The organism is Paenibacillus sp. M-152 (genome assembly GCF_003856555.1).
GTDB classification, from domain to species: Bacteria; Bacillota; Bacilli; order Paenibacillales; family Paenibacillaceae; genus Paenibacillus; species Paenibacillus polymyxa_C.
The window spans coordinates 3,923,527-3,949,945 of record NZ_CP034141.1; the positions used below are offsets into that span (position 1 = coordinate 3,923,527).

General features: G+C 48.2%; 17 protein-coding genes. All 17 read right to left on the reverse strand.

Translation table 11 applies throughout. The annotated features are described in order from the left end of the window. Positions 1–46: 46 nt before the first annotated feature. The 17 genes from EGM68_RS17050 to addB all read right to left on the reverse strand — a co-directional run bounded on the left by EGM68_RS17050 (position 47) and on the right by addB (position 26,203). Positions 47–2,293 (reverse strand): HD family phosphohydrolase, encoded by a 2,247-nt coding sequence (locus tag EGM68_RS17050; protein ID WP_058711711.1) that lies wholly within the window; start codon positions 2,291–2,293, stop codon positions 47–49. Positions 2,294–2,388: 95 nt separating this feature from the next. Continuing rightward, on the reverse strand, positions 2,389–3,360 hold the full coding sequence (locus EGM68_RS17055) for a PhoH family protein (RefSeq protein WP_013372143.1): 972 nt from the start codon (positions 3,358–3,360) through the stop codon (positions 2,389–2,391). 6 nt (positions 3,361–3,366) lie between these two features. After that, positions 3,367–4,560, reverse strand: a complete 1,194-nt coding sequence (gene yqfD, locus EGM68_RS17060; RefSeq protein ID WP_129549632.1) for a sporulation protein YqfD — start codon at positions 4,558–4,560, stop codon at positions 3,367–3,369. Further along, positions 4,557–4,850, reverse strand: coding sequence for a sporulation protein YqfC (yqfC, locus tag EGM68_RS17065; protein WP_025679631.1), 294 nt, complete (start codon positions 4,848–4,850; stop codon positions 4,557–4,559). Before yqfC ends, yqfD begins: the two co-directional genes overlap by 4 nt. A 339-nt stretch (positions 4,851–5,189) precedes the next feature. Continuing rightward, positions 5,190–6,599, reverse strand: a complete 1,410-nt coding sequence (gene bcaP, locus EGM68_RS17070; RefSeq protein ID WP_129549633.1) for a branched-chain amino acid transporter BcaP — start codon at positions 6,597–6,599, stop codon at positions 5,190–5,192. Positions 6,600–7,021: 422 nt separating this feature from the next. Then, complete coding sequence (locus EGM68_RS17075; protein WP_129549634.1) at positions 7,022–7,600, reverse strand: YqfB family membrane protein; 579 nt, start codon at positions 7,598–7,600, stop codon at positions 7,022–7,024. A gap of 44 nt (positions 7,601–7,644) precedes the next feature. Beyond that, positions 7,645–8,646 (reverse strand): flotillin-like protein FloA, encoded by a 1,002-nt coding sequence (gene floA / locus EGM68_RS17080; protein WP_016324559.1) that lies wholly within the window; start codon positions 8,644–8,646, stop codon positions 7,645–7,647. Positions 8,647–8,689: 43 nt separating this feature from the next. Further along, a complete protein-coding gene (locus EGM68_RS17085) occupies positions 8,690–10,057 on the reverse strand; it encodes an NfeD family protein (protein ID WP_129549635.1) in 1,368 nt (455 codons plus the stop codon). A 277-nt stretch (positions 10,058–10,334) separates the two neighbouring features. Further along, positions 10,335–10,778 (reverse strand): GatB/YqeY domain-containing protein, encoded by a 444-nt coding sequence (locus EGM68_RS17090; RefSeq protein ID WP_013372151.1) that lies wholly within the window; start codon positions 10,776–10,778, stop codon positions 10,335–10,337. Between the two features lie 16 nt (positions 10,779–10,794). Then, positions 10,795–10,968 carry a 30S ribosomal protein S21 gene (gene rpsU, locus EGM68_RS17095; RefSeq protein WP_005547957.1) on the reverse strand — a complete coding sequence of 58 codons (174 nt, stop codon included), beginning with the start codon at positions 10,966–10,968 and terminating at the stop codon, positions 10,795–10,797. A 170-nt stretch (positions 10,969–11,138) separates the two neighbouring features. Next, positions 11,139–11,498, reverse strand: coding sequence for a histidine triad nucleotide-binding protein (locus tag EGM68_RS17100; RefSeq protein WP_013372152.1), 360 nt, complete (start codon positions 11,496–11,498; stop codon positions 11,139–11,141). A gap of 162 nt (positions 11,499–11,660) precedes the next feature. Beyond that, positions 11,661–13,004 carry an aminotransferase-like domain-containing protein gene (locus EGM68_RS17105; RefSeq protein ID WP_129549636.1) on the reverse strand — a complete coding sequence of 448 codons (1,344 nt, stop codon included), beginning with the start codon at positions 13,002–13,004 and terminating at the stop codon, positions 11,661–11,663. Between the two features lie 349 nt (positions 13,005–13,353). Next, positions 13,354–13,758 (reverse strand): hypothetical protein, encoded by a 405-nt coding sequence (locus tag EGM68_RS17110; RefSeq protein ID WP_129549637.1) that lies wholly within the window; start codon positions 13,756–13,758, stop codon positions 13,354–13,356. A gap of 261 nt (positions 13,759–14,019) precedes the next feature. Beyond that, positions 14,020–17,409, reverse strand: coding sequence for an AAA family ATPase (locus EGM68_RS17115; protein WP_129549638.1), 3,390 nt, complete (start codon positions 17,407–17,409; stop codon positions 14,020–14,022). Beyond that, entirely contained in the window at positions 17,406–18,590 is a 1,185-nt protein-coding gene (locus tag EGM68_RS17120; RefSeq protein WP_013372157.1) for an exonuclease SbcCD subunit D, read from the reverse strand. The genes EGM68_RS17115 and EGM68_RS17120 overlap by 4 nt, the downstream gene beginning before the upstream one ends. Before the next feature lie 30 nt (positions 18,591–18,620). Next, a complete protein-coding gene (addA, locus tag EGM68_RS17125) occupies positions 18,621–22,640 on the reverse strand; it encodes a helicase-exonuclease AddAB subunit AddA (RefSeq protein WP_129549639.1) in 4,020 nt (1,339 codons plus the stop codon). Next, positions 22,637–26,203 carry a helicase-exonuclease AddAB subunit AddB gene (gene addB, locus EGM68_RS17130; protein ID WP_129549640.1) on the reverse strand — a complete coding sequence of 1,189 codons (3,567 nt, stop codon included), beginning with the start codon at positions 26,201–26,203 and terminating at the stop codon, positions 22,637–22,639. The genes addA and addB overlap by 4 nt, the downstream gene beginning before the upstream one ends. Between the last annotated feature and the right edge of the window lie 216 nt (positions 26,204–26,419).

Below are 26,419 nucleotides of genomic sequence, written 5' to 3' on the forward strand. Positions count from 1 at the left end.
TCCTTTTAATTCTAATGCTTTAGCTGTGCTTCATGCACAAGTAATACTAAGCTTTTCCACTTTCGGGCTTAGGTCTTTCCTCTGGATATTCAATACGGGAATGAAAAATCCCCATTACTGTTTCCTTGAGAGTTTGGGCCACGATATCAAGCTCCCTCATGGTCAGCTCACAGTCGTTAAACTGGTGATCATCAAGACGGCTCTTAATAATTTTCTCAATCATAGATTCTACCTGCTCCACCGTAGGTTTTCGCAAGGAACGAACTGCCGCTTCCACGCTATCAGCAATTCCTACTACAGCAGCCTCTTTCGACTGAGCCTTCGGTCCCGGATAACGGAAATCATCCTCCGTGAAGTCAGGCTCCACTCCCCGCTCTTCCGCCTCACGCAATGCCTTGTGGTAAAAATAGTGCAGGAATGTCGTTCCGTGGTGTTGTTCGGCTATATCACGAATCGGCTTGGGTAGCTTGTAATCCAATTGCATTTCCACACCGTCACGAGCATGGGCTATAATGATGGATTTACTCAGCTTGGGCTCTATTGTATCATGCGGATTTTCCATCCCATTTTGATTTTCAATGAAGTACGAAGGCCTTTTGGTTTTACCAATATCATGATAATACGAACCAACCCGGCACAACAACCCATTTGCTCCTATAGCCTCCGCTGCAGCCTCCGACAGATTACCTACCATAACGCTATGATGATATGTGCCAGGAGTCTCGGTAAGCAGCTTGCGGAGCAATGGGTGATTGGGATTTGACAATTCAACAAGCTTCAGTGCAGACAAGATGCCAAAGGTGGATTCAAAAAATGGCATTAGCCCTATAACGAGGATCGCTGTAACCAGACCGCCTGCAAATGCAAAGGCTACCCCATAGAGTGTCGTTGTTTGAGTCCAGTTCCCTTGGTCAATCAGAGCCAGAGAAAAAACACCCAGAGCCCCAAACAGGCATACCATGATAGCTCCCTTGAACAGCGTTGAACGCTGGCTGGCCCGGTGGGTGGAAAAAATCGACGCCAAACAGACCACAAGGGCAAAAAACCCAAAATTAAAATCAAAAATCTGGCCTTGACGGACATTCAAAATAACACTTGCCAATATACTGAATATAACGGCACATACGAATGCCAGCGACATGTCAAGCAACAGCGTTACAAGCATAGCTCCAAGCGCGATAGGCGCCAGATAGCCGAGATAGGATCGTTCACTAGTCTGCAGTATAGAAATTAACAGCATCGCCCCCACTGTAATCACAAAGATTAACACCAGCATGAGCAACTGTGCATTATTATACTTGAAGTTTCGTGTTCGTGATTGAAATTGACGAATATACATAAACAGACCCAATGCCAGCATCATAGACAACATCAGCAGGCCGAATTGTGGCCAATAGTTGATTTTATCCTTGAGCAGCTCGTTCTCATCAAGCAGTGTATAGATTTCCTGGGTAATAATCTCACCCTTTTTAACGAGCACTTCACCCTGTTTAATGTAAACTGTCGGTGTATCTTCACGAGCCTGTACTTTAGCGTCCTTCGTAGCTGTATCATCATAAAACTTGTTGGCTGTAATCACAAGCCGTGCAAGTTCCTGAACAACCTCCCGGGAGGTACGTTTGGTAAGCGAGCTTGTACTCACGCGCTCAGCTACCTTGGCTCGGGCAGTCTGGGCATCCGTAATTTGATCATTCATCAACCCTGTAACAATCTCACGGGCTACGGGCCGCATTTCGGCAATATCCTCAGATGTAAGTCGCGGAATTTTGATGTATGTCTCCTCTGGGATTCGGTACGTTTGCTCTTTCGTTTTTTCCAGTACCTCATCCAGCAACTTATCTGGATAGGCATCCGCATTACGGCTGTTGTTCACAAAATTTTGCACGAATTCCCGTGCACGTTGAGGAATCTCATCCTTATAAATCGAAATCTTGTCCGCTCTGGAGACCTGATCATCCTGATTTAGCCGTTCAATTCGATCCAAAATACCGGTAATCAGGTTATCGTTGCGGATCGGTACAATGGTATACATAGGCTGCACGCGCTCAGCAGATTCCTCTTGGGCCTTCAAAGTCGCCTTACTGTTAGGAAGCTGCATTGGAGCGACAATTTCCTTTTCACTCGGTTGATTCACCCGGATGTCGTAGCGTTCGGGAAGCAGCTTGGATGCAAAACCCACATAAAAAAGAACCACCAAAAATAAAAACAGAAGATAGCGTGTCGCCACGCTATACTTCCATCCATTCATTCTATGCTGGAACGTTTTTCCTTTAGATAATTCCTTCGAGGTCATCTAAAACAATCCCTCTCCATCATCTTTTTCAAGGCAGCTATGCTGCTCATTGTATTCGTTTTCTGATCATACACACTATACTCGTGCTTAAGAGCTTAGGCTTGATTTTCAGCAACACGGTCATAAGCGACGATGATTTTTTGAACCAGGGAATGACGAACAACATCCTCTTCCGCAAACTGGACAAAGCCTATTTCGTCAATCCCTTTTAAAATCGCATTTGCTTCAATCAAACCGGATTTCTTGCCACGAGGTAAATCAATTTGCGTAACATCGCCGGTAATAACCATTTTGGAACCAAAGCCAAGTCGAGTCAAAAACATTTTCATTTGCTCCGGTGTAGTGTTTTGGGCTTCATCCAAAATAATAAATGAGTCATCCAGCGTACGACCCCGCATATAAGCCAGTGGCGCAATTTCTATCAACCCGCGCTCCAGCGCTTTCGCCGTCTGTTCTGGCCCCATCACATCGTATAGGGCATCATAAAGCGGGCGTAAATATGGATCAACCTTTTCCTGTAAATCCCCAGGCAAAAAGCCCAAGTTCTCACCAGCTTCCACCGCAGGGCGAGTCAGTACAATACGCTTGACTGAACCCTCCTTCAGAGCAGCTACGGCCAGCACTACAGCCAGATAGGTTTTACCAGTACCCGCTGGGCCAATCCCAAATACAATATCGCGTTTCTTAATCGTGGTTACATAGTGCTTCTGTCCAATTGTTTTGACACGAATCGGTTTGCCCCGAAACGTCGTCGTAATTTCTCCCTTGAACAAATCAAGCAACTGATCAGCGCGCAGATCTTTTGCCAGCTCAATCGCATAATGGACATCCCTTTCGGTCAGTATATACCCATTACGAATTAACTGGAGCAAAACATCGAACAATTGTTCGAGCACTTCTACTTCGTGAGCATCACCAAAAACATTAATTTCCGCCTCACGAGATGCTATTTTTGCAGGAATAGCTGCTTCGATCAATTTTAAAAAGGAATCCTGCGGGCCGAATAACGCCTGACCTTCTCCCGCACTGTTCAATGCAATTTGTATGCTGCGTTGTTGTTCTGCCAAATAGCCTCATTCTCCTTGGTTATGAACTAACGGAAGTTCTTCCGCAATATCCTGTTCCACTTCAAAAAGTACTTTCATATAAACTTTACCATTCTCTCTCTTCTCATGCAAAATTTTTTGGCTCATTATTTTCGTTCCTTTGCCGTATTTAGCTAAAATATCCGCGCGTGCGCCTTCTATTCCTGACATTTTGGCTTCTGTTTCCGTTAACTTCTGCTCTTGTATCTTTGTCTCCCTCACACTTTCATTCATCCAACCCATCGGAAGTTTGTAAGAACGCCATGTTAGCGGATCATGCTCAACGGTTGTTTTATGTGTAGAATAAGGTATTTTTCCATATCCCCACAATTGTATCGCACGGTTGCCTATCACCAGATACAAGCGATCGTGACTATTACCCGTATATGTGCTGCTGCGTCGTACCATGGGACTACTAATTTCATATTCATGCCACACAAGCCCCTTAATCTCTCCTTTGGCTACGACCTGTTGCTGATTCTCCTCATCGCCAAGCGTTCCTGAAATGAGAATTGCTCCTTTTTTGACCCGCGTATTTTTATGCACAACAGGACGACCTTGTTCGGCAAAAATTTCAGTGACCACCGCGTCCGCCTTGCTGATAAGATGACGTGGACTGTAGAGCGACGGGGGAGTAGGCTGTGAAGCTTCAACAACCTGAATTGTCACCAAGGTCCCCTGCCTTTCCACACCGATCCAGGATGCCTCCGGAAGCTTCTGCATGAGTGCGCGCGAAAGCTTGTCCTGGCTGGAAAGACGAAAGCTCCATTGAAACGGATAAAGCCCCTCCTGTCGGGCTGCTTTCAGAATGGATTCCGTTGGGAGCTTATCATTCCCTTTCACTTCAATGTCCCAGATGAGCGATGACATCAGCAGGAGGCCTATCCAGAACAAGGCCAGTCCTGTGAGAAAAAATTTGCGTTTGGCGAGTCGTACTGCAGTGAAGGGAAGTCCTTGACGCTTGAGAACATGCATTTTGCAGCCTGTCCTTCTCAAAAGCGGACGCAGCAGGAAGACGTGCGGCAGCAGAAGGTTCATTTCTGCATGTCTAGTACCCATTGGCCGCACGTTCCAAACAGGTATATGATGATCAGTGAGTAAATTAATGAATGCTTCCACACTTTCGCCCTCGACAGCTAGGGTAACCGTGCCACGCAGCTTTGCTAAAGCGGGATGTTTCACGAGCCTTCCTCCGTTCCTTCCATTTGAATATCCGTAATATGTCCCTCTACACTTACCTGGTCTGGCAGGATAGACGTAATGATTAGATTATGGCCTGACACCCTTAGCCTGCCTTGCGCAAGTGCAAGTACGAGTTGATCTGGCGTGAAATCCACCACACCCCGGTGATTCTCTACATAAAGCTGGCGGCTGCCGATGAGGGTTAACCGCGGCAGATCAAATAGAATGTCCTGCGGAAGCTCCAACGTCTCGCTGGCCCACTTTCGCAGTTTGCGGCTCATCCGGCTCATACGGCGAAATCTCCTTTCCTGTCATCAAAATAACTGTTATCCAACGGCAAATAATTATTTTGACGGCAGCTATGCTGCTTTTTTAATCGCTTGTTATTACCATTCGGTTTCATCCTATGTCTCAACCGTCACTAGACGCTGTTACACCAGCGTCACAGATATCTGTACTGTACATTTTATGATCTAGTCATCGCATTTATGAGGCTAAACTTACAATTCGTAGCAACTGCAATATTAAAGAGGAAAAAGACCGTACTTTCTAAAATTCACATAAAAAAAAGACAACCTCCTTTTCATATCAAAACAAGGCTGTCTTTTTAACTTCATAGTATGAAATGGTTAGTTTTCAGAATCCTGATTCAAAAGCGAGTTTTTTCTGGAGTATAAAAAGTAAACGGCAATACCAATAACAAGCCAAATGATAAAACGAATAAACGTTTGACCATTCAGATTAAGAATAAGCACCCCACATGAAATGATAGCCAGAATTGGAATAAATGGAACCCCAGGACATCGGAAAGCTCTTGGCAAATCGGGTTGTGTTTTTCTCATCACTATGACAGCGACCGAAATGAGAATAAATGCTGATAAGGTTCCAATGTTCACCAAGCTTGCTAACTCATCCAGCGGGATCAACCCACCCATTAATGCAGAAAAAGTACCAAAAAACAAGGTGTTAATATAGGGCGTTTTATATTTGGAATGAACCTTTGACAATACTTTAGGAACTAAGCCGTCACGTGACATCGCAAACATAATACGGGTTTGACCATATAGCATTACCAGCATGACCGTTGTCATCCCCAAGATGGCTCCGATATCCACAATACCCGCCACCCAGTTCTGACCGGCAACCTGCAAAACCAATGACACAGGATGGGAGATACCTTCAAATTGCATATACGGCACAATACCTGTCATAATCGCGCTAACGATCACGTACAAAAGCGTACAAATAGCAAGTGAGAAAATAATGCCACGCGGTAAATCACGAGCTGGATTTTTGGTTTCTTCAGCGGCTGATGAAACGGCATCAAAGCCAATGAAAGCAAAAAACACAAGGGCTGCGGCTCCAAACACCCCACTGAACCCAAATGGCATAAACGGTGTCCAGTTGTCTGGCTTTACATATTTAATAGCCACAATGATAAACAATAAAACGACAACAATTTTAACAATAACCATGATATTGTTAATTCGTTTGGATTCTTTTATCCCAAAATAAAGCAAGAACGTGATAGCCATCAAAATTAAAAAAGCTGGAAGATTAAAATAAGTAGTTTGGTCTTTTAAAGCTCCTGGCGCAGCAGTGAATTCAATCGGGATATGAAGACCAATTCCTTTCAAAAAGGATACAAAATAACCCGACCAACCTGCAGAAACAGCGCTGGCGGCCAACATATATTCCAAAATTAAATCCCATCCGATAATAAAAGCCAATAGCTCTCCCATCGTAGCATATGTAAAAGTGTAAACAGAACCGGATACTGGAACAGTGGAAGCAAACTCGGCATAAGCCAGTGCTGCGAATAAACAAGCGAGCCCCGCGATCACAAAAGACAATACCAAGCCCGGTCCAGCCGTAACTGCTCCCGTACCTGTCAAAACAAAAATCCCCGTTCCAATAATGGCTCCAATCCCAAGCATTGTTAAATCGAACGCACCCAATTCCCTTTTAAGCGCCTTTTCTCCCCGTGTAGCGGCGATCAGCTGATCAATGTTCTTCTTTCTGAACAAGCTATTCCCCATCCATCCCATCCTCCTAAACATAAATTTTTACTTTTTGTATAACCCTGTAATATCACCTCGATATAAATCAAATTTTAGCTAAATATGGGGTAAATTTTCATAAGTTCTATCGTTGTGAACATTATATATAAAAAAGAAAAAATGAAAACGACTTTTGGTAAGCTTCGTTCACATTGTTACATTTGATCATTTTTCACGAATATATTTTCACAAATCAGATCCCAAACTAGACAAAATGCCGTCTTTTTAGATGACAGTAAATGTGAGAAAAATGTAGCATATATGAGATCTTCACATTCGCTGTCAGGTAATTAGAGCATTTGCCGTTAAGTCTTTTTTTATTCCAGCATGTTTATGTATCGCTAAAAACATCGTAAAAAAAGATCCGCCACAGCCAAAGCCGTGACAGATCTACGATTATTTTAGCGTCTTCCTCCACCCATGTAACGCTTGGAACGCGGAGGCCCTAATATCTCTGCCCAAATTACACCTCTGCGTAGGTCATCTGCATTCACTGTACCACTCTCTTGTGAAGTTTGCTCTAGCCCATCTGTAATTTCCTCCGAATCTCTCGCATTGGATATACGATCGAGACGGGCTAAAACCATCCTTCGCTCTTCTTCCATAATACGAATTCGATCCTCTAAAGTCGTACCGTTATCTAATGAATCTTGGTCCATCCGTTCTTCCTTTTCCAGCCCGTCTCCTACTTCTTCTATACGACGAGCTTCGATCACCGCACGTCGCTCATTAGGAAATTGACGTTGCAATTCTCCAGTAACATCTTGCTGACGTCGCTCTTGCTCAGGTTCCGTTGTGAAAGGTCTGGGCGACGTCGAGGACCCGCGCGAACCATGATCACCACCAAAAGTAGGCATACCTTGCCGCCGGGAAGATTTCCGATCTCCGCCTTGAATGCTTTTCCCCAAGAAGGACACCAGCGCAAAGCCAATCACGAGCAAGATATACAAATGGTCAAAGATCCAGCTGATAAAGTTCATCACTCACCGCCTAACTGCCTAATTCATAGGCTACGTCCCGTTAGTTAATCCCGGCTTTTGTTATCATTCCCCGAGTTCTCATTCGGTTTGCCTAAGGAACTACGCATTTGCGTATCTGCCTCAATATTTTTTAAATTCATATAGTCCATGACGCCAAGTTTACCGCTACGTAGCGCTTCAGCCATTGCCAGAGGCACTTCGGATTCGGATTCCACCACGCGTGCTCTCATTTCTACGACACGTGCCTTCATTTCCTGTTCCTGTGCTACAGCCATCGCACGCCGCTCTTCGGCTTTTGCCTGCGCAATACGTTTGTCAGCTTCCGCCTGCTCTGTTTGCAGGAAGGCACCGATATTTTTACCTACATCAACGTCTGCAATATCAATCGATAGAATCTCAAATGCTGTCCCTGCATCCAAACCTTTGGACAATACGGTTCTCGAAATGGAATCTGGATTTTCCAGCACGTCTTTATGCGAGTTACTGGAACCAACCGTTGTTACGATACCTTCACCAACCCGAGCAATAATCGTTTCTTCTCCGGCACCGCCGACGAGCCGATCAATGTTGGCACGCACCGTAACACGAGCTTTAACTTTCACTTCGATACCATCCTTGGCGACCGCAGCAACAATAGGCGTCTCAATAACACGCGGATTAACGCTCATTTGGACCGCTTGCAGAACATCCCGTCCCGCAAGATCAATCGCAGCCGCACGTTCAAATTCAAGCGGAATATTAGCCCGCTGCGCGGCAATCAACGCATTGATCACTCGGTCAACATTCCCCCCTGCGAGAAAATGACTTTCCAGCTGATTGATATTCAAGCCTAGACCAGCTTTGGTAGCCTTAATGAGGGGATTGACAATTCGGCTTGGCGTGACACGCCGCAACCGCATAGCTACCAGCGTAATGATACCGATCCGAACACCCGAAGCCAACGCCGAAATCCACAGCATCACCGGGAAGAAACTAAAAAACACGCTCAATACAATAATCGCTACTACGGCAATCAGCAAAATGCTGACAATACCCGATTCGAACACTCGCATCATCCTCCATTAATCTAATTCTTCGTTGTTAGCTTGCTTAGACACTTGCGTCTGCCTTGACCACAATTCGCCCGCCTTCTACTTTGGATACGATAATCGGCATATCCGGGGCGATAAACTCTCCATTCGTTACAACATCCACTCGCTCATCAGCGATTAGCACCGTTCCAGCTGGACGTAATGGGGTCAGACTGACACCCCTCTGACCTAGTAACGTTTCCCGATTCACAACCGAAGAAAACCCTTGGTCAGCCGTTAAACGTTCCTGAAGTATAAAACGGTTCCATATCCCTCGGTCCTTAAAGACAACTGCGATGATCGCCACCACGGCAACAGCCCCTGCAAAAGCAATCCCCAAAGATATAAACGCATGCTGCATGTTGTATGCTGCACGGACTACACCCGCGACAAGGCTGATGGAACCCAAAATACCCAGAATGCCAAAGCTTGGTATGAACATTTCAAGGATAAGCAGTGCCAGACCGATAATGAACAACAGCCACGTCTCCGAACCTGCAAAGCCAGCAATATAATTACCAAAGAAATACAAACCAAATCCAAGTACGCCCAAAATTCCCGGCACACCAAAGCCAGGTACAAGCAGCTCAATAACTACACCCGCGATACCAATAAATAAAAGCAAGGTCTGCACGATCGGATTGGTCAATATCTCGGCTGCTTTTTCAGCCCATGTGCGCTCCACATGGATTACATCATCTGTACTGTAGCCCATCCACTGTATAACTTCTTGTTCCGAAGATGCAATGTGATCCGCATACCCCAATTTCAGCGCTTCCTCACTGGTTAAAGAAATGATCTGGCCATTTTCCTTATTAAAGTTCATCTCCGGGATAGATACAGTCGTTTTGGAGTCGACCATGCCTCTAGCGATATCAGGATTGCGTCCGCCAGCTTCTGCGGCAGATGCCATGCTACTCTTCCACCAAGCTATCGTTTTGGGGTCTGTAATAGCATTCCCCCTGCCGTCTACTAACGCCGCTGCTCCGATAATACTCCCCGGTTTCATAGCAATCTTGTTAGCACTCAACGCAATATAGCTACCCGCTGAGGCCGCTTCACCTCTTATATAGGCTACGGTCGGAATAGGACTGTCTTTAATCAGTTTGCCCAGCTTCTCCGCTGTATCTACCCGTCCGCCAGGTGTGTTAATATCCAGTAAAATCAGACCTGCTTTAGAATCAACTGCTTCTGCAAATCCACGCTCCATAAATTTGCCCAGACCCTGTTCAATTTCCTGATCAACTGGTATAACAAACACAGCTCCACCCTTTGTTTGAGCCGCCGCTGATCCAGAATAAACTAAGGGTAACAACAGAACGGATATCATAATCCACAACGTTAAAAAGATCAATTTGCGGCTGGAGTGGTGATGTTCTCTATGCATTTCTTTCCCCCCTTTCAATCTCTCCTTGTTACAGCATACCAAACTTTGTTAGACAAACTATACAGTTTTCAGGATTTAATGTGAAATTATTGGGTATATTGCTAATCCTGACGCCTGTCAAATACTTTACGCCCCTAACAGACATCACGTTTCACACAATCATAGAAAACGCTTTCACAAAGACGTCTTCCACCATTCTATTTTGGCAGGCATCACACATATAGAAATAACACCCTCTGTGAACAGAGGGTGTTGTGTTTTCCTGTTTGTCGCAGGTTTATTGCAGAAATTGCTGAACCGCTTGGTTCACGAGCTTACCGTCAGCACGACCTTTTACCTTAGGCATCAAGGCCGTCATTACTTTCCCCATCTCGGCTTTCGAAGAAGCACCGGTTTCCTGGATGGTCTGCTGTACAATAACTTTAATTTCTTCTTCAGAAAGTTGTTCAGGAAGGTACTGAGCGATGATCTCTATTTCTGCTTTAGTGCTTGTCGCAAGTTCATCACGACCGGCTTTTTCAAACTCATGGAGGGCATCTTTTCGCTGTTTGATCTCACGACTCAGAATATCAAGCACTTCGTTGTCGTCCAAATTCCGTTTCAAATCTATTTCAAGATTTTTAATCGTAGAACGAACCATTCGAATGGTGGAGAGTTTGAACTTGTCCTTACTCTTCATTGCTTGCTTCATATCTTCGTTCAATCGTTCGCTCAAATTCATGATTACTTAGATCCTCCTAGAACTTTCTCTTACGAGCAGCCTCGGACTTTTTCTTGCGCTTTACGCTTGGCTTTTCATAATGCTTGCGTTTCTTCACCTCAGCCAATACGCCATCCTTAGCAATGGAACGTTTAAAGCGACGAAGTGCAGCATCAATTGTCTCGTTTTTGCGAACTTTAGTTTCAGACACCAGTTTTCCCTCCCTCCGACCAGACCGTCCAAGAGCAATAACACGGTTCATCAAATTTTATTATAGGTGAAACAGAAACCAGGTGTCAACCTATAAGAAAAAATGAGTACATAGAAGGAACCTTTTTTCCCGTCAGTTCCGCATTACTGAAAAGGCTAGCTCTGTCATTTTTAAGAATGCGAGTCCGAAATACCTGTCAAGGCACCTAATTTGGCGCCCCCTAGCAAGTGATAATGCAGATGCCCTACTGCTTGTCCACTATCCGGGCCACAGTTGTTAATCAACCGATAACCAGACTCAGCAATTCCTAACTTTTTCGCAACCTCAACCGCAACACGATGGATCTCCGCGATAAGAGGAAGATCCTCCTCCGTTACAGCATTCATTGAAGGGATGTATTTTTTTGGAATAATGAGCACGTGTACTGGCGCCGCAGGCTGGATGTCATGAAATGCGAGCACATTGTCGGTTTCCAACACCTTTTTGCTGGGGATGCTTCCATCTACAATTTTCAAAAACAAATCGTCCATTCAAAACCCTCCTTTGGCAGTGAGCCGATCATCAGCAATTATACACAAGCAGTCCTTGCTGTCGGCATTCAAAGTTATGTATTTTCCACACCAAACAGAAACATAACCAATCATAATTGGTTATGCCTGTGTTTCTATATGTATCATAACGGAAAATGGGGCTTAATACCAGTTTCCCTTACTAACTTCCTCTATTATAGATTTAACCCCTTGATCAATTTGGTCTGGCTGTGCACGCGAGATACTTATGCGCAAAAATTTTTCTTGTTCCCTGTAGCTTGATAAATAAAAGCCTTTGCCAGCTACAACCTGGATGTTTCTGGCGTTAAGGCTGTGTACCAAACGTTCCAAATTCACCGTCCTCGGCAGCTTAAACTGCGTATAAACGCCCGAGGTTGCAGCTGGAGTTTGGATGTACCCGGTCTGATTGTATCGCTCCACCGCCTTGTTCAGAATACGAACGCGCTCTGAATATAGTTTGGATATGGTGTGTTTATGGCGTTCATACATTCCATTTTTAATATAGATATCAAGTGCTGCCTGAGACAAAATCGATGTGTCAACATATCGTTTATAGCTACTGAACGCCTTTAATAGGCTTTCTGGCAGTACCGCAACCCCTAATCGCAAGCCAGGGAAAATGATTTTGGAGAAGCTTTTCAAGTAAATAGTGTGCTCTGTCTGATCGTATGCATAAATGGGATCAACGAGATGATCAACTCCCAAATCAGCCATATAGTCATCTTCTACGATGTACACATCATATTTGGCGGCCAAGGCAGCTATCGTTTTTCGTTCCTCCGTGTTATATGAGATACCTAGAGGATTATGATGCCTTGACATCGTATAAAAAAATTTGATGTTCTCCTGCTTAAATTGATTCTCCAACTCATGAAAATCCAGACCTTCCGCTGTCCGTGCAATCGTATTGACGGGTATGCTCTCTTCCTCCAAAAAACGCAAATAAATATCGTAGCTGGGCTGCTCGACCAAAATCTTTTCTTTGCCATTGGGAAACGACATTTTTGCGAGTATCTCTAATGCCTGTTGAACACCTGAAGTAACGATAATCCGATCTGTTTTTGCAAATACCTGAGTATCAGCCAAATGGGAGACGAGCGTATGTCGTAATGTTTCCAATCCTTGCGAATCCCCGTAAGTGAACAGATGATATTTGTAGGTATCAATAGCCTGATTTAGACAATGCTGAAAATCCAGATAGGGAAAAACATTTAAATCGGGGGATGCTGAAGCAAAATCAACGCAGTCTGAAATATCGCTATGGTGTACGTCGCTGGGATTTTCCACTACATAGTATCCGCTTTGCGGTATGGAATAAATGGCATGCTTCCTTTCAAGTTCAGCATAAGCTCGCAGAATTGTACTTTTGCTGCACTTGTATAGCTCCGAAGCATCACGGACCGATGGTAGCTTGTAACCAGATCTATATTGTCCCTCGCGAATTTTAAGCTCTATATCTAATAAAATCGAAACATATTTTTTCACGATATCCTCCTGCCTGTTCTGTACATCCTTTTACATGCTTAATTCCTTCTTATGTTTCTGTACATGCTTGATGTTAACATGGTTTATAGATAAACAGGATACCTCTTTTCATTAAACTGTACCCATACAGTTGTCATCCATAAATCATTGTAACCTCGCCAAAGGCTGTAACCTTATAGCTCATTTGCATATTGAGACGGTAGATGTGAAAAAGAGGCTGTTTCTTCATACTGGAAGAAACAGCCTTACTTAGTGATGATGTATGGATACGCCTATCTAGCCACTTGTACTGTACAAGAGCTGTAGGCGGGAGAGAGTAAACGATGGTTAGGCAACGAAGGAGATCGGATTAGTAGTAAGGCAGTAAGCTAATCGCTGTCAACGCAGCAAGCGGCAGAATCAAACGATTAAAGCGGCGACGTCCATATGGGAATCCGTACGCATAGGCGGGTACTGGGACCGGGTAAGGGTACGGATAAGGATACGGAGGATAAGATGCATAGCCGCCATAAGCACGAGAGCCGCATCCACAATTGTTAGGCGGATAGGGGAGATTAACATTTTCCATTTCTTCTCCACCCATAGGAACAGCTAAGTATATCTTTTCATCATCCACATGCTCTACAATTCCGTCATACATTGTCCCGTCCTTTACCCATACGCATACATAACGATGCATATGCTGTTGACATAGTGTTTTAGCATCCATTTGTTGCGATGCTGTAACATTTTCGGTTGTCATGCTTTTTTCCATGGTTGTTTCCTCCTAGGCTCTTACATGTATACCGTATGTTATTCAAAAACGGGCTATGTGCTACATCAAATTGGGCGAATTCCGGCTTACAAAAAAAAGAAGCACCCCGGGAGCTCTTGGCAGAGCCCCTCTGAACGGACGTATGACGGGAAGATTTCTTCCGCAGCATACGTCCGCCGGGGTGCTGTATGATTAACTTGTCGGCTTAGCTGTATTATAACAACAGTTTGAAACTGTATCTGTGATCCGTATCACATTGCTTCAAAATGTTTCCATAACCACACGAGAGCCTCCACCAGCCTGCTCTGCGGGAAGAACAACTAGCTTGCGTGGGAGCCGGGCCCGCAATTCAGGCACATGACTAATCACACCAACAGATAATTGATCGTGATGCAGCTTTTCTAGCGAGGTAATCACTGTGTCAAGCAGTTCAGGGTCCAACGTTCCAAAGCCTTCATCCAGAAAGAAAAATTGAAGAGGGTATTGGCCTCGCAATTGAATTTGAGCTGACAGCGCAAGCGCAAGCGACAAAGAGGTCAGGAACGTTTCGCCGCCGGACAAGGTCGATACCGGACGTTTGACTCCACCGTTGGCATCATCACTAATAACAAAACCACCGCTGGAATCTACTTCTAGCGCATAGCGCTGCTTAGTCAGAAAACGCAGGCGGCGTGAAGCAGATTGGCTGACCTGCATGAGCTGCTCTTCGGCAATATATTCAACGAAGGCATTACCTCGAAAAACAGACTGGAGCTTGGACATTTTTTCCGCCTCACTACGCAGATGCAAACGATTGGACTCCAGCTCCATCCAGCGGACGTGCCGACGCTGCAAGTCCTCTAAATCACGCTCAGCCTTGGCGCGATTCTGAAGCGCCTCTTCGTCGCGTGCACGGCAATCACGCAGCCTCGCAGTGGTCGTTTCCCACTGTTCCTCTGTTACTGTTGCTCCATTCAACTGCTCTTCGACATGCTTTAAGCGGGAAGACAGCTCCTTCTCCCGTTCTCGGTGCAAACTCACTTCACGCTCATAGCGTGTGGCTTCTTCCGGTCCCAAGCAGCATTCCATGACCTCTGCTTCCGTAGCAAAAGAGGAAGCTTCCAGACGGATACCCCAACGGGATTCTGCCGTCTGCCGTCTTTCTTCTGCCGAGTCGGAGGCCTGTCGCGCTATCAGTGAAGCATGAACGGCCTGCTGCTTACGTTCTTCCGCTTCGGTACGGCGGCGTGCAGCGGCTTCGGCTCCGTTTTTCAGTCCCAACAAGCGTGAGGTCGCTTCTTCCAGCAATGAGGCTGCTTGGCCTTCTCCAACCCACTTCCGTAGCTGTTCTAGCTTTTCACGCAGCAAATCATCTTTACTTTGGAGCCCTGTACGACGGGCAATAATGATTTTGTCTTCCTCGATAATGCTTTGCTGTATCTGCTGTACACGCGCTGCCTTTTCTTCGAGGAAGGTCACGCTTGTCTCCAGCCGGGATCGTAACTCCTCCGCACGCCGGTCGCGCTCCTGCATAGCGCGATAACGCTCCGCAGCTTGGTCGGGGCCGACATCCGGCAGCTGCGTCGCCCATTCGGCGCGTAGCCCCTCGCTGCGGGTGGTGCATGCCTCACGCTTGCTGCGCGCCTGCGCCAGTGCTGCAACCGCCGCCTCCTGCTCGGCGGCTGCACGGATACGCCGCTGCTGTCCGGCGGCGTCCGCCTCACGCAGTGCCTGTGCCTCGGCAGGCAGCGTATGCGCACGAGCTGCCAGCTCAGCCGCAGCACGCTCCAGCGCTGTACAGCGCTCCGCCCATACGGCGACACCGCGAGGCATAGCAGCCGCAGGCGTAAAAGGCTCGCCTGTGGCGGCAGCACCGCTGTCTGCGGCGGCGGGCTGCGCCAGCAGGCTGCGCTGCTCGTGCAACTGCTGGCGCAGCGTGAGGCGCAGCTCCTGTAGGCCGAGCCGCAGGCGATGCAGCTCATCCGGCGCAGAGGAATCCGCGCCATGGGCCGCAACAGTGGCAGGCGCGGGGTGATGCAGAGAGCCACACACTGCGCATGGCTCTCCTTCACGCAGCTCGGCAGCGAGGTGCTGCGCGAGACGTCCGAGCTCCTCGGCACGGAGCTCGTGACGCAGCTGCTCCTCCTCGGCAGCCAGTGCCGACACGTCGGCTGTAATTTCCGCCTCCAGCGCCAGCAACGCCTCAATGCCTTCAGCCACTTGTGCAGCAAGAATAGAACGCCGTGCCTCCGTCTCCTGTGTCTCCTGCTCCATTAGCTTTAAACGTTCGTCTGCTAGCGCAAGCCGTTTCTCCTGAGTGGAATACTCCTGTTCAGCTTCACGCCATTGCTCATTCGCTGTCTCCAGCTGTTGCAGCCGCTGCACAGCCTCTTGCAGCATACGCCGCTCATCTGCCCGCACTTCATTTTGCTTCAACTCCTGTTGAAGCTCCTGCTGCCGCTTCAAACCTCGTGTCTGTAACTCTTGTTCCTTTACGAGACCTGCGGCATGCTCAGCAAGGGTTTGTTCGCTATGCGCCAGCTCGACCGCCAAACGTTCCCGTTCAGTCCGCAGCACTTCCGTATCACGTTCCAGTTGAAGTGCCTGCTCCAGTTGGTCGATCCGAAGCAACAGCTTTGGTTCTTCCGCACTGAGTGCTTGCCGAGCCTGCTCGTCTGCTTGCACAGATACAAGCGCCGCCTCCGCTGCGGAGGCAGCCAGGACTGCCATTTGTTCAGCATTCTTCTGTCGTTTTTCTGCTTCGACAACGGCTTCTTTCCAATCCGTCAGTGCAGGCAGCAACGCCTCCGCTGCAGATGCTTGTCGCAGCTTACGCTCCAGCAAAGCAATGCCTGGTTCCTGTCTTGCCATCTCCTCCAGCTCGTTCACTCTTTGGCGAAGCTCGATGACCAGTTCCCGTGTTTTGTTCAGCGCCTCCGCTTCCCGTGAAACACGCTCTAGCTCGCGGCGCGAAGCCTCTGCATGGTCAATCGCTTCTTTAAGACGCAGCTTTACAAGCTCAAGCGCTTCAGCACTCGCATCCCCCAGCCCTTGCTGCTCCGCTTCCAACGATTTCAGGGCAATGTCGTTGTCCTTCACACGGCGGCTCAGCTTCTGTGCAAGTTGATCTCCGTACTTCTCCAGATGGAACAAACGCTGCAGCATCTGTCTGCGTTCACTGCCCTTTAAGGATAAAAACTCCGCAAACTTCCCCTGCGGTAATACGACAGCGCGCGTAAAATCGTCCATTTTCAGACCGATATACTCCTCCACACAGCGTGTCACATCCTGTACCTTGTCGGCAAGCACTTCCTCGCCGTCTTCTGTATACGCAATAAAACGGCTAAGCGTATTATTAACCGATACGCCTCCTGCACGTTTGAAACGTCGTTCTACACGGTAACGGCGAGGTCCTTGAGCTGACATTAATTCAAACGTAAATGCTACAGACAACGTATCCTCGGCATGATTCATAATGCCTTGTGTACCATTCACCGCCCGCTCCACTTTACCGTACATAGCCAACGTAATGGCATCCAGCAACGTTGATTTACCACTACCCGTTGGACCAAAAATTCCGAACAGTCCCGTTTCGGTCAAATCGTCAAAGCGAATTTCCTGCGACTCCCGGTAGCTTTGCAATCCTGCCAGTTTCAGAAGGATCGGCTTCATACCTCATCCTCCTCAGCTTGGTCTCTTGCATCATCCTGTTCTACCAATTCCAGAAACAACTGTACTAATCCGTCATCCGGCTGTGCTCCGCCCGTCTGTCGTTGGTAAAACGCCCGGAACAGCTCATGAACCGGCAGTTCTGAACGTTGCTGTTCCAACTGTGCCGCAGCCATTTCTGGGTACACGGGGCGAATATGAATGATGCCTTCACGGCTTTTGCGCAACCGTTGAATATCTCCCATTGACATCGCTTCATCCAGCGTAATTTCCAGGTCAATAAAGGCATCAGCATCCAGTCCTTCATCCAGCCAGCGATATACCTCTTCCAGACCTCCCCGTGCTCGCCACCTCACTAATGGTCGTCCACTGGTAATATACAATTCCTCAACCTGTGCTGGCTTGCCGGCAATCACGTCAATTAACGTAACCGATTTGGCTTGTCCAGCTTCGGAAAAGCTATAAGCCAGCGGAGAGCCACTATAACGCATCAGCCCATCGCCCTTCACATATTGGGGACGATGCAAATGACCCAGAGCCGTATACTGCGCTCCAATGCTCAAAGCAGACGGATCTACGGTATAAGCTCCCCCGACCTGAATCGGGCGTTCCGAATCCGACTCCAGCCCGCCAAGCACATAAATATGGCTCATCGACAAATTAACAGTATCGGGCTGAAACGCTGTACCTAGCTGCGACATCAGCATTCCTACACGGCGGCTATATGCCTCGCGTAATATGGTTTCATCCCCGTCTTCAGACAATAGCTCATTCAGACGAGACTCGGAGGGATAAGGCAAGGCTGCAATACATGCCATTTCGCCCGTTCGCGGTGTACGAACGTGTACTGCTTCCCCATGAGGCAGTCCCAGCAATGTAATTCCACGCCCGCTCACCAGCGGGGTGACCGAGGCTACCCTTTCCGGCTGATCATGATTGCCGGCAATGACGACTAGCGGTCTTCCTCCAGCCGTAAGACGCGCAGATGCTTCATAAAACAATTGCTCTGCGGCGGCCGAAGGATTGACTGAGTCGTACACATCTCCAGCCATCATAATCAAATCAGCCTGCTGGTCGTCAGCCATTTTCACCAATTCTTCCAAAAACGCCTCCTGCTCCTTCAGGCGGCTTCGCCCTTCCAACGTGCGACCCAAATGCCAATCACCTGTATGCAAAATCCGCATGCTATTCCCCCTCTCCCTATCTATATATAACTACAACCGCACACTCTCTTCAGCTTCTATAAAATACAACCATTTCTCAGCAACCTTATTGCCTGTAATCTCTTCAATCACACGGGCATACAGCTCCAATTGAAAACCATATTGGTCCGTTAAATGTGACAGCGTACGATATTCGGAGACCCGGTCTGTTTTATAATCCAGCAGCACCAGTCCTTCGGGAGTTTCGAACAGACAATCAATGATCCCGTTCATCAGCACTTTATCGTCCTGCCCGCCTTCCGTAACTGTCTTCTGTTCTGGCAGCATCACAGGTAAACTGTGATTCCAGTAATCGGTTGCCCGCATGGTATAAGTAAACGGAAGCTCACGCTGAATACGGGATGAACGCAACATTCTGCTCCCCAGCTCACTTGAGAAAAATCTTAATATTTTATCCGTATCCAGCGCCTCTGCATGAACATCCAGTAAAATGCGTTGATTCAGCAAACGAGCCTTTGTTTCCTCAATAATTTCAGCGCTCATTACTCCATCTAAGGGCAGATGCAGCATCAACGTATGATAGACCGTCCCTCGTTCCGTAGGAGTCAGTCGCTGATTTCCCATAAACTTAGGTCTGCGCAAGTGTAATTGACTGCCCCCAGTGTCAGAATTTTCACAATCTTCTGGTAAGTCTGCTTGTTGGGAGATAGAAGATAGATTCAGCCAATCGTCCGATCCAATTTCCTGCATCTCCAGCCATCTTTTCATCTCTGTGACCGATGTATTGGCTGCTGTCTTGCCCGCCCGTTCATACGGGTAGGTCCAGGAAAGAGCCGAAGCAACATCCGTCTCACTCTCTTCGTTCAATTCGATTAGCTCGACATTTCTCAGTGCTTCTGTTTTCTTTTGGCGCTCTTCGGCCGATACCTCTTCTTCTTGATCCGAGTTCACACGAGAGCCAGAAAGTGTTTCTGAGGCTACGATTTTAAATGACCAGTCTGTCCCCGGCATATGTTCCAGTCTGTGATAATACTCATCCTGATCACCTGCCGCTTCCCTCAGCGAAATCGCAGAAGGATGCCGAATCAATGCAGGACCTACCCAGTCCAGATAGCTGCGACCTGCCGCCAGTATATAGTCTGGTAATACTGTTTCCGTATGCTCCTTGGCACGTGCCCAACCCGCTGCGCGGGAAGCGAGATCCTTCACGGTTCCGGTCATAATCAGCTTTTCACGCGGACGCGTAAGCGCTACGTATAGCACACGCATTTCTTCAGCCAACAGCTCCAGCTGTGAGCGTCGACGGATCGCTAAATTAGGCAGCGTAGGGTAGCTGACACGGTTTTGTTCCTCCACATATTTAGGACCAAATCCCAACTCCTTGTGCATAAGAAACGGCGCATTCAGATCCTGCTGATTAAACATTTTTGCCGTCCCCGCAATAAACACGACAGGAAATTCAAGTCCTTTACTTTTATGAATGGTCATAATGCGGACAGCCTGATCGGGTTCAGTCCCCCCACTGATCGATCCTAAGTCACCGCCCCGCTCCCGCAGACGGGAAATAAAGGTCAGGAATCGGAACAAGCCACGGTTGGACGTAGAAGTCTCATACTGTCTCGCTCGGTCATATAAGGCCCGTAGGTTGCTTTGACGCTGTGAGCCGCCAGGCAATCCACCCACCCAATCTAGATATCCTGTTTCCTCCAGCACATTCCAAATCAATGCACTTAAGCTGCCTTGTCTGGCTTCCTGCCGCCATGCGTCCAAATTACGCAAAAATGAGCGTAGTCGGGCAGACAACGTATTGCCGTCGTCCCTATGGACAGAGTGGGGTGGAGATAGCGAGTCCTCAGTGAAAAGATCCATCTCCAATACGTCAGCAGAGGTCCCTTTTACGCTCTGATCGACTTGTTCAGTCTCTGCTGCCGCCAGCAATGCATCATAAAATAATCCATCCGGCTTCTCTAGCCGAATTTGTGCCAGTTCATCTTCGGTCAAGCCGACAATTGGCGAACGAAGCACGGATGCAAGCGGGATGTCCTGCTGCGGATTATCAATAATGTGCAGGAGGGACAACATCACTTCAACTTCCGTTGCCTTAAAAAAGCCTGTCGTCTGCTCTCCAGAGGCTGGAATGCCCTCAAGCCGCAGTTCCTCGACAATTAAGGGAGCCCATACGCTTGCTGAACGAAGCAAAATGACAATATCACCGTAGACTGCTGGACGCATCGCTTTTAATCCCCTATCGTAAATCAACAGTGGTTGTCCAGTATCTCCAGTCAGCTCCTTAATCCGTTGCGCGATCGCACGAGCCTCCAACTGTGCCGTTTCGAGCTCCGCAAGCTCGGCCAGCTCACTTTCCTGTAAAGCCGATTCGTCCCCCATTTCAGGTAGCTCCAAAGTCTCGGAAAGACCACGTCCACCTTTATCAACTAACAGCAGCTCAGGTGCGTATGCAGACGCAGCTTCCTGCTCTGTCTTCTCGGGATAGGACGCGCCGTGCACCAGCCATGCTCGTTCATCGTATTCAATTTCCGCTACATCCACACTCATAATCTGGCGGAACACCAAATTAACCGCATCGACAACTTCCTCCCGACTGCGAAAATTACGCGCCAGATCAATCAAAAAGCCATCTTCCTGCTCCTGCATACCGTACCGTTGATACTTATTCAAAAACAGCCCTGGCTCGGCCAGTCGAAACCGATAAATACTCTGTTTCACGTCTCCCACCATAAAACGGTTACCCGGTTCCTCGCGTGATACCAGTCTAACGATATCTTCCTGTACGGTATTCGTATCTTGATACTCATCCAGCAACACCTCGTCGAACTGTGCCTTGTATTCAAGTGCAGCATCGGAAGGGAGCATCTTGTACGGAGTGGAGTCGGGATGTCTTAATATTTTGAGACAATAATGCTCCAAATCCCCGAAATCCACCAGTCCTTTTGACTGCTTGTGCTGTTGAAATCGTTCCCCGAAAGCAATCACGGTCTCCACCAGTTCGTCCATCAGAGGAGCCGTCGCATGCAGTTCCTCCAAATAAGCTTCTGCTCTCCTACCGAACAGGGAAGCCTTCATATCTGTAATCATTTTCTTAGCAGCCTCGCGTAGCGTCTTAACCCGTTCCTGCAATGCAGGCTCGGTTTGATCTTTTTTGACTGGCTTGAGCTTACCAAAGGACGCTACCTGAAAATGATCATACAAGGATGCCCACGGCTGTGTCTCCAGCTCCTGCAGCAATTCCTTCACCATCGCCGCATCTTCTTGCAGCGTCATGGCATAGGGTGCAGGACCGCCAGGCTGTATAGCTGTTTCATGCGCCTGTTCCAGCAAACTCGCGGCTCCGCGCAACGAAAGTGCAGCATCCGCCAAAATACTGCGAACCCAGGGAGTCTCCCCCAACGCAGCTACATCCTGTACACGAAATGCTGCTGCCGTCTCCCGCAGCCAATGCTCCGGCCAAGGATGACTTTGCGAAAAATCATACAACCGCTGAACAAGCACATACATGGCATCATCGGTGCGTTCTCCACTAAACCAGTCGACCAGTCTGCGGAATGTGCTGCCTTCATCATGGGCCTCATATTTCTCCTCAAACAGTTCTTCTAATAGCTCTTGGCGCAGCAATTCTGTTTCATGCTCATTCATAATCCGAAAGCCGGGATCAAGAGGAATGGCCTGATAATGCCTGCGGATGACCTCCATACAAAAAGAGTGAAGTGTCGTAATCGAGGCCCGATTCAACAACGATAGCTGTCGGCGCACATGTTCACTTTCCGGTTCCTGTTCCAGCACACGTTCCAGGGCTTCGCGTATCCGTTGACGCATTTCAGCGGCTGCAGCCTTCGTAAAGGTCGCCACCAGTAACCGATCCACACTGAAGCCGAGCTGGTGATCGACAATTTTGCGAATAATACGCTCTACCAGCACTGCTGTTTTACCAGAACCCGCCGCTGCCGCGACCAGCATGTTGTTACCAGACTCCGAAATGGCACGCCACTGATCATCACTCCACATACTTCCTTCCGGCTTCGGCAAGCCTTTAGCGTTTGACGTGCCTATCATTGCTTCATTCCTCCTTTCCCTTCCTGTGTATGACCGAGCAAATCCCAGACCTGATCCTTACCCGGTTTCCCCCATTGGTTGTAATCACTGCCTTCCAGACTGTCATCAAATTGACAAACAGGCTTAAAAGAACAGAAGGTACATGCCGTTTCTTGCTGGATGCGATAAGGTTCAATGGCCACATCGCCCTCGGTCATCCGTGTACCAATCGTCCGAATGTTATTGCGCACCGAAGCTAACAGGCTATCCCACTGTTCAGGCGAAGCAACGGAAGCACTGCTATAAAAACTGCCGTCTGCTTTCACCGCAACAGGTAAAATAGAGGAATAGCCCTTGTCCAATGCTGTATCCATTTGCCCAACTACATCCCGATCCGCGAGCAACAATCCCTTCATCTTAAAGCGTTTCAAAAGCTCCTGACGAGCCTGTTCTGCGCTAAGGCCATTAGGTGATTGCAGCATCGGATTGTGGACGTGAAAATACAGTGTACCCGCCGGATAAGCAGTCTCGCCCAACCATTCCTCCGCCGCATTCAACAGCACATCCAGGTACGTGAGCATTTGCAGGGACAAGCCGTAATACACCTCGTGCAGCTTAAGATCCTTTTGGCTAGACTTGTAATCAATGACACGCAAAAGTAATCCTTTTTCTCCTTCTGCCACATCCACACGGTCAATCCGTCCGACAATTTCCATCACAACGCCGTTATCTAGTCGGAAGCTTAACGGAGGAAGCGGCTGACCTGGTCCGAAGTCCAACTCCAGCCCAATCGGCTCAAAGCTACCTCTCCGTGCATGTTCACCCAAAATTAGCGAAGCACGGCTCACGATGTCTTTTAACTTGCGCAAAATATAGCCATACCGCTTGGAGCTCATTAAAATCTCGCCTTGCAGACGAGGTGCCAAACGCTCCACCGTACTTTCCGCCTCTTGGCGACATTCCTCGGTGCTGAGACTTCCCCAGCTGACATTGCGTTCACGCAGATTGATCGCCATCTCACCAAGCGCTGCGTGGAATAATTGTCCGATATCCGGAGCCTTCAGACGATACATTTGACGTTCCTTCAAACGAAGACCGTGAGAGGCAAAGTGAGAAAATGGACATGCGACAAAACGTTCCATACGAGATACGCTGGTGCGCAGCTTGCTGCCATATAGACGGCGACTCGTTTCCTTCTGCATTTCGGCATGATTTTCGTAAAAAAGTGAGGTCAACAGCTGACGCAGCTTGTCCTTCTCACGCCCCTGCTGGCTGGCATACCAGTTATACACCTCCCACCAGGGAGATAAAATATCACCGCCACGCCGCCAATGCCGTAATTGCGCAATGAGCTGCGGCAATGCCTCGGACGGATGGGAAGCATACTCCCATTGCGTCGTCCAAGCGTCTCCAGGCAAAGGGTATCCGGCCAGTGGACGTTCATCCAGACCAGGAAGCAGTTGCCGCACATGTCGCACTAACTCTGACGGCAGCAATGGCTTGCCTTCTTCATCAGTCACCGCATAGCTCATCCATAGGCTTTTACCGGCTGAGGTAAGGGCCGTATAAGCGAGAAAGCGTTCGTCCAACAGACGTCTTGTCATATCTGGTGCCAGGTCTACGCCTTGTTCGTTCAATGCCGTACGTTCCTGCTCATTCAGCACACCATCCTCATGGAACACAGCCGGCATTACTCCTTCGTTCATCCCTAGCACAAAGGCATGTTGAATACCGGACACACGTGTACGGTCCGTATTTCCGATCAGTACCTGATCCAGAGCCGGTGGAACAAGCCCCATACGGAACTCAGCCAATCCCGTTTCCAGCACACCCGCAAACAAAGCAGTATCCAGTCTCTCATCACCCATCATTTCGACGATTTGATCCAGCAATTCAAGCACCGCATCCCATACTTGGCGGTGCTCCTTCGCCTGCTCAGGATTTCCTGATTCCTCTGCCTGATGAATGAAGGCGTCCAGCTTGTGACCAATTTCTGCATCCTCCAGCAACAGATACACGGCTTCACACTTCTCAAGCGCCGTTCGTGCCTTACCCATACGCTTCTCAAAAGCATGTAAAGGCGTCACAATCACATCTCGGCACAACTCCATCAAATCCAGCGTTTCATCCCGTTGACGGTTCCGTTCCTGTTCCTCCAGCTCCAGCGACAAACTGGGTACAGCCTGCCATGCCCGGCCATCTGTCCAACGGCTGCCTTGTATTCCACAGGCCAGCACATAGTTTTCCAGACGGTCCATCTGCTCGCGGCTCACTCGACCGTCCAGCGGCAATAGAAGGTCTGTTTTGACCGCACGAAATACATCCTCATATCGCCAGCGTCGCTGCACGATATCCAGTGAAGCCCGAATCAATTCCACTAAGGGATGATGAAGTATACTTCTCCGCTGATCCAAAAATACCGGGATCTGATATTGCTTGAATATCGGTTCCACCCATGGCTCATAATCTTCAATATGACGCACAAACAAGGCCATCTCCCGATAACGCGCGCCCTCTTCACGGGCCAAGCGGCGCATTTCGCGTACGGCTCCTTCCAGCTCGGCACGGCGATTTGCCGCAGCATACAGCTTTATGCCCTCCGGTTGTGTATCTGCCCATTGCTCTCGTAGCTGCTGTAGCCGCATCCGCTGTTCCTGATTCCGCAGCCCTGTACGATGTTCGAAATTAGCCTCCAAATACGCCAACGCTGGACGCTCCTTAAATCTCGGCATCGGATCGGGACGTAATAACTGTGTCTGCGTTTCAATCATCAGTTCATCTGCCATTCCTTTAAGCTTGACGTAGGTAGCCGCCGAAGGATGAAACAAATCCAGCTCATGCGGAAGCTGGCCGCTTTCGTAGCTGCGGTTACAGGTCAACGCCACCGTCAGCGAGGAGGCGTGCAGCATAAGCTGCTCCACCACCTTATATTCATGCGGTGTAAACCTTCGGTAGCCATCCATCCAAATGTCTGCTCCGCGCATAAGTGAAGACTGTGCAATCTGTTCTGTTAGCATGCGAAGCGTATCTTCACCATCGATATATTTAAGCGTCAGCTCCCGTTCAAAATCCTCATAGATTAGGCTGATATCCTTCAGCTTGCCTCTTAATATCGGGGCGGACTCCCCCGCAGCATGCATTCTCTCCAGTTGTTCCGGTACAGACCGAGCATCATTTCCGTACTGCTTTAACTCTGTAAACAACGTATTCAACCGATCCACAAAACCGAGTTGATCTCCCGAATCCTTAAACAAACTCAGTTCATCCTTGCGACGACGAATAATTTTATATAAAAGCATCTTCTTGCCTTCTTCTGTTACAGGCACCAGGGCTGAACCCCCTGTTTCCTGCATGACTAAATAGGCAAGACGATGGAATCCCATCACCTGGGCGCGCACCGACCCCTGAATACCGTTTCCGGCTTCTGTAAGCAACGCATGCTCTGAAGCAAATGACGATTGCTCGGGCACAAGTAACAGCATAGGTTTACCTAGCGGCTCCTCGCGTAACATAGACGTCATTTCATTGCGGATTAACGTGCTTTTACCACTACCAGAGCGGCCAATCAATAAGCGGACCGACATGATGCGGCCTCCTTTCCAACCAAAAACATTCTATTAAACAGTATAGCATATCAGGCAAAGGAGAAAAGAACGTACGTTTGCCATGTTGTAGCAATTGATCCCTTCTCAAAAACAAACAGTCCCGCAGGATAGCTTGGTGCAAGCCTTCTCTACAGGACTGATTTATACTAAAAATGAGTTTGTTTCACCTAGTTATCTTTATCGCCTAAAAATAGA